This is a genomic window from Succinimonas sp. (assembly GCF_045225735.1).
Lineage (GTDB): Bacteria > Pseudomonadota > Gammaproteobacteria > Enterobacterales > Succinivibrionaceae > Succinimonas.
The window spans coordinates 1-10,254 of sequence record NZ_JBGVBR010000025.1; the positions used below are offsets into that span (position 1 = coordinate 1).

Below are 10,254 nucleotides of genomic sequence, written 5' to 3' on the forward strand. Positions count from 1 at the left end.
ATTATCCCCGCGGTTGATGGTGATGCGCTCAGATGGGATTTTAACCCTAAGGTCATAGAAAACAGCCATGGTATTTATCTAATAAAATTTATTTAAAAACAAAAATGAAGGCTAGTATCATTGGTACTAACCCCTATATTATACCAAAAATAATAAATAATGAAATAGATAACTCAAAAAAAGTGAAAAAATCTGACGGAAAGCATGTGTTCGCAAAGAACTGAAATCAAGGGTTGGAGAACAGGAAAGACGTGTTATGATGATTGAATAGAAACGATGATTGATTGGGGTGTACTGACCACACTTCAGACAAGGGAAGGGGGCTGATTAGTACCCAAAAGATGGAATTTTACGTTTAAATGTTCCAGCATGCAACATTCTTCAATCAGCCAATCGGCAAGATGCCTCAAATATTACGAATATGAGTCATATGTTATCAGAGGCAAGATCATTTCTGATTGTTCTTCTTTTTTGAATCTTTCGACTTTTGATTCCGGTTTTTATTTCTCCATGAGTTTGCCGGCTGAGAATTACGATTACCGCTTTTATCTTTAGCCTCCGCGCTTTTAGGCTCTTTAGCAGATTTAGGCTCCGGCTTTCTCAGAAAGCTGCCATAAAACTCAATACTTTTCTTAATCGGAACAAGAACGTATGAATATCCGAGATCAAGAGTTTTATCCCATGCCTTTCCGGCAGGATCTGTTATGTACGGATCAACATATTCTTTCTTTAAGGCATAAGGAGCATTTCCGACAGCAGGAACATCGCCTTTATGCGCAAGGATGCCGTAGGTGAACGATACCGCCACGCATACATGCAGCAGGAACATATACGTCATAAGGTAATATTCTTTGCATGCCTGCCGGTATTCCTTTTTCACACTGATATTTTTCAGATCCAGAATAACGGAGTTTACAAACATCAATCCGAAAAAAATAAGAATTGCTTTTGCCAGATCCAGAAAGTACCTTGGCAGAATGTCTGAGATGTTTCCGGTGTAATTCATTTCGAAAAAATGCTCATCGTCTGCTGCAAAGACTGCAAACACCGCAAAAAAAGAAATCAGTGTAAAGAGCTTGTTTCGGGTGGCTGAAATGCTGTTCAGGATTCTGCTCGAATACAACCCGAGAATGCGGGCGGATTCATCGTTTATGCATCCTGAGCACGAATCTGAAAAATACTGTCCCGCATTCGGGTCATCTATGGATTTCTTGTGCGCAGCAATATATGCGAAAGCTCTCTGAAAAGCAGGAAACTTTTCCAGTTTCTCAAGTTCGTTTTTGAAAAACTCCTTGCCGGTCTGGGTCTCAGGCTGAGATTTAATGTATTCGATCTCTTCAGCAAAAAGGTCGTCATAAAGGTTGCAGGTCATGAAGAGTTCGGCGGGAGTCCCGAAGGAAAGAACCCGGTATTCTTTGTCATGACCTTTAACCGAGAATGTCAAATCAGCAGTTTCAACAGTTCCGGAATATTCCAGAAGAGCGATGTCCGGTTCCGGAAAAGACTTTCCGGCAAAAGAAAAGTCTGCATATTTAACAAATTTCTCAAAGCTTCCCTTTCCGGAAATATACTGATTCAGAAGTCTGCCTTCCTCTGTCGATTCCAATTCCGGAACTGAACATTTTCCTTTTGAATCAGCATAGCCTGTGACAGTTAGATAATGAGTCATAATGCCAGTGCCATTGCATTTTCTGCATTTGACTTTCTTCTTTCCGGAACATCTTGAACACCTGACATCACCGCTGCCGTGACAATCTAAACAGGTGTGATATTCCGTTCTTCCGCCAAAAATGCTTCCATCTTTGGCTGGAACCGAGTAGGCGAAACTTCCTCTTCCGTTGCAATGGGGACAGGTCTTTTTTCCGCTTCCTCTGCAACTGGAACACTTCACCTTCTTTTTGCCTTTGCATTCCGGACATGCTTTAATGCAGGACAAACAGACAGTCGCTGTGACAGCCCGCTCTCTGAAGGTACCGATATCAGAGATTTCTTTTCCCTTTTCATAAGAGACATTCAATTTTTCAAATGCTATTTCAAGCATATTCTGAGAATTTGAAAACTCACGTATGCAACGGTCTCTCTCTGATTCGAATTCTTTCGCATCAACTGCTACAGAACCGGAAGGTGCTTTGTCGCCGACATTAATTTTCACAGAAGACGCGTCTGCATAAAAACGCCATTCTGACAAATGCCTGAGCTTTGTCTCAGATGTGCCGTGTTTTACAACTGTTACATCTTCCGCGCTGGCATGGTTGCCAGCGACCAGAGCGCGCATCAGGTCTAAAAGCGCAAGCTCAGACTTGTTTTCAATCATCGTTCTTTCTGTTCTCATTTCGTGATATTAAGCAGATGATTTGCTTCATTATCATATTCCGTCAGGCATTCGAACTGTCTGTATTTCTATCATTTCTGAAAAGGTTAAGTTTTACAGACCTCAGAAAAAAAATTCAAAATATAAGGAAAGCAGCCATTAGTTTATCAGAGCTTCGGGATTTTTTCATTATCAGGGACTGATTATAATAGCCAGACAGCTCGTTCATGAGAATAATAACTGTTAATGAAAATACCACAAGGGGAAAATACCCCAAGGAGGCGGAGTTCAAGAAGGTTTGCGACGATCCTGGCTGCCGGAAGATCCCGTCCGCGTCCATATCCACGAAAAACCCTCCCCGGACTATCAGGCATAAGGCGCGCGTGAACTTCGCCCTAATGATTTTCTGCCGGCGCCGATAACAGATCCCAAACTTTGGAGCTATTTTCTTCAAGAGAGCCGAAAGGTTCCGCTAAATCGTCTTATGCCGGCATCGCTGCCGCTAGCGGCTGGAATACCGGCTGACAGCGGCGCTTTTCAGGAATTCAGCGCCTAATAGCAGATCGGCGCTCAAGGAGGGAATCAGACGGGGGAGGATCTTTTCATTTCCAATCCTTCAGGCCGCAATCCTTTAACAGAGCCTCCCTGACTTTCCGCGAGGCGAACTCCAGGGTTTCTTTCATTGACTTGAACCGCCTGAAATACCGGAAACGGGTCAGGCAACCGCCGTCGGAGCATTCAACGGGGAACTCTCCGTCAGTGATGTCATTCAGGAATCCGGAGCATTCTTCCCGGAAATCCTCCGAGTTTGAAAAGAACCCGCCGGTTCCCAGAAACTCGCGGGCCTGGTCTTTGCTGTCAGAATTAAACATGTAACTTTCTCGCTATTCTTAATCAGTTATTTCAGATGCCGTTAATCTTCGCTTCTTCAGCAATCAGTATACACATCATGATATCTTAAAAACACCGCTCTCTATTTCTTTATAAATTTTTACGAACTCATCCATATTCGACAAGGTAAAATACTTTTCCGCATTAGTTGATTTATCTTGCACAGAAAATTGAATTAAAACATATTTTTCAAGAATATCAATATGTATCTTACCTACATCATATTTTTGTGATAAACCAGTATTATAATAACAATCATATGAATATATAGATAAATAGTACCCGCGCTTTGAATAATGAGACATTGTACATAATTCTATGCATGAATGGTACGACAATTCATCCCATGAACTCAGATTAATCTGATTAAAAGCCTTTATTAAAAAATCTATAACATCATGCGTGATGGCAATCTGAAATCTGTCATACTCAGGATTAAAAGACTCATCATCGGGATCAAAATTTTCATCGTTAGGATCATAATCATAATCAAGATGCACTAGCTCATTAGTCTTAATGAGATTCCGAAAAAAGAGTTCCGCCTTTTCCTTCAGTTCTTCCTTGGTGCAGTTCTTTCCCGCTATCTCAAAGAGACCTAACCCTGATTCGTCCATGGCCGCCTCTTCTCTTCATCAATCTTGCATTGTGAGAATTTCTGCTTCATGTTTGTAATTATCAGGCATAATCATTTTTAATCGTTATGCATTTCAGTAAATATTATGCATTATCCGGAATTTTCTCACATTCTGAATATGTGCCATTTTTTACCTCATTATAGATTTGAATAAAATTGTTAACATTATCTAATAAAATACATTTTCCTTCAAAATTTATATTTGTGAATACATTAAAAATTATTCTAACTTCCCTCACGCTTGTAAAGTATTCTATCCAAATATCTGATATGCAAAATTTGTTTGTGACGCAAAGTTTTTTATTAATTCCATTACAGCACAGTTCAATGCCATTATAAGTATGCGCAAAGCTTCTATACGAATAATATTCAATATAATTCCATGTACTCAGGTCAAGCTGACCGCAGATATTTACAAAGAAATCTATCGCCTCCTGGGAAATCGGAACTTGAAAAGGCACCTCGTCGGGGTCATAACTTCCCTTTTCCTTAGGAACAAACTCATTTGTCTTAATGAGATTCCGGAGAAAGTTTTCCACATTTTCCTTCAGTTCTTCCTTGCTGTAGTTCTTATCCGCTATATCAAAGTATGCTAACTCATATTTTAAGTCAAGTTCGTCCATACGAACCTCGTTATTCTTCAGTTTTAGAATTCTTTAATCCATAATTCGGTCATTCTTCATAAATATTTTCAGAGAATTATGTTCACTCAATAACTGAGTATCCATCTTCTTTAAAAATCCTTCCCTGAATATCTGACATAGGCAAATTACATGAACGCCTCTCCGCAATAGCAGTTGCAGCTGCAAGAAAGATGACTTTAACGCACTGACACCGCATCTATAAGAAGCATCACCCGACCTCTTGCCGGTTCGGAAGCACGAAAAAGAGAAATCCGGTCAGCCCTGATTTTACCGTTTTCTGATCCACCTAACCGCCTGCAATCAAACTGATTTCAGTTACCTATTTACGTTTTTCATATAGATAGTATACGCTTTCTCAAGCAAAAAAATCAAGCGTTTTTCCGATAAGATCCAAAATCACAGAATATCGCCGCAATGAATTTTGAAGCACTTTTATGCAGAGCCTGCAACCTTTATAGAAACAGGCCCGGAAAATGAATTAAAGTCAAGGATTCTCAGACATAATTTGCCCCTTGCAGATGTTTTACATCTTTCCGCTTTCTTACATGCGAGAACTCTGTCTGAGAGAGCCCCCGGTACGGCATTTGAGCAGGAAATTGGAGTATGTGCCGGATAAAGAATTGACGGAAGTGGAAAGAGCATGACTGACAATAATTGACACCTGCAGCGGCTGAGGAACAGAGTACCGAAATCGCTATCGTGGATGAACGCACAATCCGCGACAAAATATATGAAGTGCGCGGCGTGAAGGTTATGCTGGATTTTGAATTGGCAGAAATCTACGGATATGAAACCAAGAACTTTAATCGCCAGGTAAAGAATAATGCAGTCCGGTTTGAAGGCGATGAGTTCATGTTCCGGCTGACAAAGGAGGAATTCCATGAAATCTTGAGGTGCAAAAATTTCACCTCAAGTTGGGGCGGCAATCGCTGTCTCCCCTATGCCTTCACAGAACAGGGTGTATATATGAGTCCAGTATATAAGCTCCAAATTCGCCCCCCTGCACCCTACCCACGATCTTCAAAATTTCCAAACTCATACTGATTTTTGAAAATTTAGACTCAGATTTCTCAGATGAAGAAGAATACTCTGCCGAAGTCCCGGCGGCATTCCGTGCCATGCCTGCCACATTGCGTAATTGCGGATAGTCCATATGATTATAAACCCCCAGCTCTTCGAGGGTGTTGTCGCGGCTCCGAAGTTTACGGATCTGAAAATAATGCCAGAGCCAGTGCCATTAAAGGCATGGAAGCAGCCTTGAAATTGAAAAGCGCATTCCCTGCTTAAGATAAGATTCCGCAAGGCTATCTCTTACCGCCTGACGACGCGCCCGGGAATTTCCCCCTGCCTTTGATATCCATGCGGGCATAAAAAAGCGCCCCCTCCGCTTTGGAAGAGACGCCGATTGCTGTGATTCCCGGAATTATTCCGGTCTCAGACCGATTACGATGTGATGGTCATCGCTGCTTCTGGTCTTGATGGTCTGCAGGGTATAAGGCTTCTGTTTGCCTTCCCTGAGCCTTCTGAAGGAAACATCCTTCGTCTCCTCCTGACTTATCCAGCGAATCAGGCTTGTTCTGCTGAGCACTTCCCGGATCTTTTCCCGATCCTCCTCGCAGACATCCTCCAGAAGCCGTTCCACAGCCTCTCCGAAGAAATCAGAGCCGCCGGGACGGATCTCCAGATCGCCGTTCTTGCCGCTGAAGAATTCCAGGTAGTGAGCCGTAACCACATCCACATAGAAGATGCTCTCGAAATCGCTGGTAAGGGCATTGGAGATGCTCATGTACGTTCTCCTGACGGCCGGAGCTATCTCCACGCTCTCTTTGCCCCGCTCAATCAGGAAGCTGTCAAACTGCTCCTGAGGCACCGGCTTCGAGAAGTAATAGCCCTGCACGTAGTCGCAGCCCATGGCTTTAAGCACCAGGTACTGCTCCTCGGTTTCCACGCCTTCAGCCACCACCGGCACATGGAGATAATCGGCAATATCGATGATAAGCTCAATCATCCGGACGTCTCTGGTCTCACCGAAGGCGCTCCGCACAAAGCTCATATCCAGCTTCAGCACGTCAATGGGCAGCTTGGACAGGAGGCCCAGAGATGAATACCCCGTGCCGAAATCGTCCATCTCAATACGGAAGCCCATGCCCATGCCGCGGAGTTCCCGGGCGGCGGAGATAACCTGCTCGGAATCTTCGGTATAAGCGGACTCCGTGATTTCCAGCATCATATCCTCCGGGTTCAGCCCGAATTCATCCAGAATCTCCTTAAAGATGTTCTTTAAGTCAGGAGTCAGCATATCAATGCGGGAAACATTCACCGATACGGGCACGGAATAGCCGAAGCGATCCTTCCAGTCTCTGATGCGGGCGGCAGTCTGGCGCCAGACGAACCTGTCGAGATCCAGAATAAGGCCGTTATCCTCCAGAAGCGGGATAAACACCATGGGGCTTATCATGCCGAGCTCAGGATGATTCCAGCGCACCAGGGCCTCGGCGCTGGAGAGCACGGGCTTATCAGGTCTGATATCAAACTTGGGCTGCAGGTGTACCGTAAACCGATCGTTTTCCAGTGAAGGACGGAAATCATCCAGAAGCCGCTCCCGGTAAAGCTCGGCCTCGTGCATTTTGGTATCGTAAATACCCACAGCTTTCCGGTGCCCGCTCTTAACGGAGTTTGCGGCGATCCGGGCATAATCGAAGCGCCGCTCGATCTCCAGCGACTTGTCCACCTGAGAGTAAACGCCAAGACGCAGCCGTACTCTGTTCACCGAGGAATCCTCTTCGCTCAGCCCTTCGGAAACCTGGGTCAGAATATCTTCATAATCATCCCGGTGCGGGCAGTAAATGAGGAAGACATCTCCGCTGCGGCGGCAGCTGACACCGCCGATATTGCGGGAAACCGACCGCACGCTTTTGCCGATATTGGCGAGGATGCCGTCGCAGTACTGCCTGCCATAACGCTCGTTCAGCATATGGAAATGGTTGATGTCAATAACAATGGCATCCATCAGCATATCCGTGTAATGCCGGTCATACAGTCTGACATAGTTCATGAAGTAGCTCAGGTTGTAGAGGCCGGTAATGGGATCCCGCTCTGTGGATTCGATGATATTGCGCTTCTCGGAGAGTTCCATGCAGCGATGCACTCTGGCCTGAACAATTTCGCAGGAAGGATAGGGTTTCGGGATGAAATCCATGGCCCCGGCTTTAAGGCAGTCCACCTCGGAGTTCTGGTCAGCGGTCATTACAATAACGGGAATGCCCGCAAACTCGGCTTCCTCCTTCATCACCCGGAGCACCTCCATGCCTCCGATGCGGGGCATGTTGAGATCCAGGAGAACAATGGCAATTTCTCCCTTGCGCTCCTTGAGATGCTCCAGAGCCTCGGCGCCGTCCGATGCATACAGAAGGTCATAATCCTCTTCCTGAAGCATATTGCCCAGCAGCATGAGGTTGATGTCCTCGTCTTCGGCAATCAGGATATACTTCTTCTCGCTGGGAAGCTTATCCCCGTTCAGCGCCGGGATTGCGGGACTGGCCGCCTGTTCGGCATCCTCTCTGGTTATGGATCCCAGACTCTTAAGGAGCTTCTTTTCTTCATACATCAGGTTGTCAGCGCGTTCGAAGACGCTGTGGAAGCTCGAGTCTTCTCCCGGAACGTAATCGGAAACGCCGCCGGAAATCACCACGCCGCCCTTCCCGATATGCTCCACGGAGCGGTCATGCAGGGTCAGCACCAGCTCCTTCCGGATGACATAATCCCGGCCGGTGAGCACGACCACGAATTCATCGCCGCCGGTGCGGAATACCGGGCTGTGCTGGAAAATATCGCAGATCATCACAAAGGCATCGCGGATGTAGGCATCGCCGGCAGCGTGCCCCTGGGTGTCGTTGATCATCTTAAGACCGTTCACATCGCAGACGACAATGGCAAAATTCCTGGCCTGCCCTTCTGTTATCGCAGTATCGATTTCATGCTCCTTCATCAGGAAGGCATGCTTGCTTTTGGCGCCGGTCATGGGATCCTTAAAGGCAGTTTCCTTCGCCTTGTCGCGTTCCTCCACCGCCTTTTTCTCCCACTTCTCCATGGACAGATGATTGATAAGCATCGCCATGAGAGCCAGCGCAAACAGAACCGAAATTATCAGGGTATTGGTCACGTCAACCCGGTTAAGCTCGTCAATCTGCCCTTGAATAAAGGTATCCTCATCCAGAGACTGGACATCTTTGTCTGCCGTGCCGCGGTAATACTGCTGAATGGTGTTAATTGAGTCGCTGGTGGATTGCTGTCCCACGCGTCCCGACCAGATCAGCGCCATGAATACCACCAGAGCCAGGAGCGAAATCCAGACAATAATGGCTTTGCCGAACCGCCGGGACTGATCGTTCTTGATGATCCAGCGGAAATAGAAGAATCCCAGCACCGTCCACACCATGAGGAGAACATAGGTCTCCGTCTCCAGGAGGCCCTCGCCGAAGAGGTGCGGGAACATGAGATAGACTCCGAAGATCATCATGACCACAAAGCCGATGCCGCCGGTGATCATTTCCCGGGGACTTTTCAGCTTCCTTGCGGTTTTGTAGGTGGCGGCGGAAACAAAGCCATACAGCATGGTGGCGCCGAGAGTGGTCACATCCACGATCCAGCCAATGGCGGTACGGCCAGCAAAAGCCATGGGAATGCTCAGAGCCGCCACCAGCAGCATGGCATTGGCCGGAAGCTGCTTGTTATTCAGCTGCGCAAAGGAGCTCGGAAGAATATCATCCCGGGCGGCGGCATAAAACAGTCTGCTGAGAGAACGGAGATTGCCGATAAGGCTGGTCAGCACCAGGGACAGCAGCGAGGCCATGAGCACCGCCACACCGAAATCTCCCAGATAATGATGCGCCGCATAGAAAGGAGGCAGCCCTTCGATGCCGGAGTAACGGCCGAGATTGCTGATGTAGTCAAGCCAGCTTGAGCAGTCCGCCGGATACGCCGTGATGCTGAGCAGCGTAACAGCAATGTAGAGAGCTGCGGATACCAGCACTGAAGAGACCAGGATGCGATAAAGCTTATCCTTTTTGAAATTAAACTCCTCTATGGAATGGGTGATGCTTTCAAAACCGATGAACGCCCAGGGGGAAATAAACGCTATGCGCATTACCTGGGACAAGGTGTCCTTGTCAGGAATAAACCCCGGACTCATGCCGCTCAGGTCTTTGCCCCATAACGCCGCGCCGCAGCAAAGAGCAATGCCGCCCACAAAAATGCCCGCCATGGCAGTGGTGACATGCATGACGATTTTTCTGCTGCGGATGCACACGAATACCACGGCCAGAACGGCAGCGATGGTCAGCAGCACTTCCATGAAGTAAACATCATAGCCAAACAGCGTAAACAGGTGTCCGGTTTTAAACACATCGCCGATAAAAAACCGGGAAAACAGCGGCAGGCTGGTGGCATTGGCCCAGAATATGGAAATGTAGGTCAGGCTGAGGAACCAGAACATCAGAAAAGCGAGGTCATAGCCATAGACCTCCTTGGTGTAGGTATAGATGCCTCCCGCGCGGGGATAATGGCTGGCCATGAAGAAAAAGTTCCGGCACATGAGGAGCATGAGAACAGTGCCGGCAAGAATGCCCAGAATGGTGCCCAATGGCCCAGCCTGACTGAGGTAGGTGTTACTGGTAACAACAAGGGAGCCCCACCCCACTGCGGTTCCCACCGACAGGGCCCATGCCGCCGCCGGAGAAAGATGTGGCTGCAAACCTATTTGATGCTTCTCTTCG

5 protein-coding genes and 1 pseudogene are annotated in these 10,254 nt (G+C 46.9%); 1 reads left to right on the plus strand and 5 read right to left on the minus strand.

Annotation, left to right across the window (positions count from 1 at the left end; all coding sequences use genetic code 11):
- Positions 1-448: 448 nt before the first annotated feature.
- From ACJROR_RS00865 to ACJROR_RS00880, 4 genes are all read right to left on the minus strand, one after another.
- Positions 449-1,606, minus strand: coding sequence for a hypothetical protein (locus ACJROR_RS00865; RefSeq protein ID WP_406545452.1), 1,158 nt, complete (start codon positions 1,604-1,606; stop codon positions 449-451).
- 1,307 nt (positions 1,607-2,913) lie between these two features.
- A complete protein-coding gene (locus ACJROR_RS00870) occupies positions 2,914-3,183 on the minus strand; it encodes a hypothetical protein (RefSeq protein ID WP_406545453.1) in 270 nt (89 codons plus the stop codon).
- A gap of 75 nt (positions 3,184-3,258) precedes the next feature.
- The gene (locus ACJROR_RS00875; protein WP_406545454.1) at positions 3,259-3,816 is read right to left on the minus strand and encodes a hypothetical protein; all 558 of its coding nucleotides are present in this window, start codon (positions 3,814-3,816) and stop codon (positions 3,259-3,261) included.
- Between the two features lie 103 nt (positions 3,817-3,919).
- A complete protein-coding gene (locus ACJROR_RS00880; RefSeq protein ID WP_406545455.1) occupies positions 3,920-4,459 on the minus strand; it encodes a hypothetical protein in 540 nt (179 codons plus the stop codon).
- A 675-nt stretch (positions 4,460-5,134) separates the two neighbouring features.
- Here ACJROR_RS00880 and ACJROR_RS00885 point away from each other — a divergent pair.
- Positions 5,135-5,449: pseudogene (locus ACJROR_RS00885) on the plus strand (ORF6N domain-containing protein); the annotation flags it as partial.
- A 454-nt stretch (positions 5,450-5,903) separates the two neighbouring features.
- Here ACJROR_RS00885 and ACJROR_RS00890 read toward each other — a convergent pair.
- A complete protein-coding gene (locus ACJROR_RS00890; protein WP_406545456.1) occupies positions 5,904-10,232 on the minus strand; it encodes an amino acid permease in 4,329 nt (1,442 codons plus the stop codon).
- Between the last annotated feature and the right edge of the window lie 22 nt (positions 10,233-10,254).

Coding starts and splice junctions, on each gene's coding strand:
- ACJROR_RS00870 (WP_406545453.1), bottom strand. CDS start 3,183: ATGTTTAATTCTGACAGCAAAGACCAGGCCCGCGAGTTTCTGGGAACC.
- ACJROR_RS00875 (WP_406545454.1), bottom strand. CDS start 3,816: ATGGACGAATCAGGGTTAGGTCTCTTTGAGATAGCGGGAAAGAACTGC.
- ACJROR_RS00880 (WP_406545455.1), bottom strand. CDS start 4,459: ATGGACGAACTTGACTTAAAATATGAGTTAGCATACTTTGATATAGCG.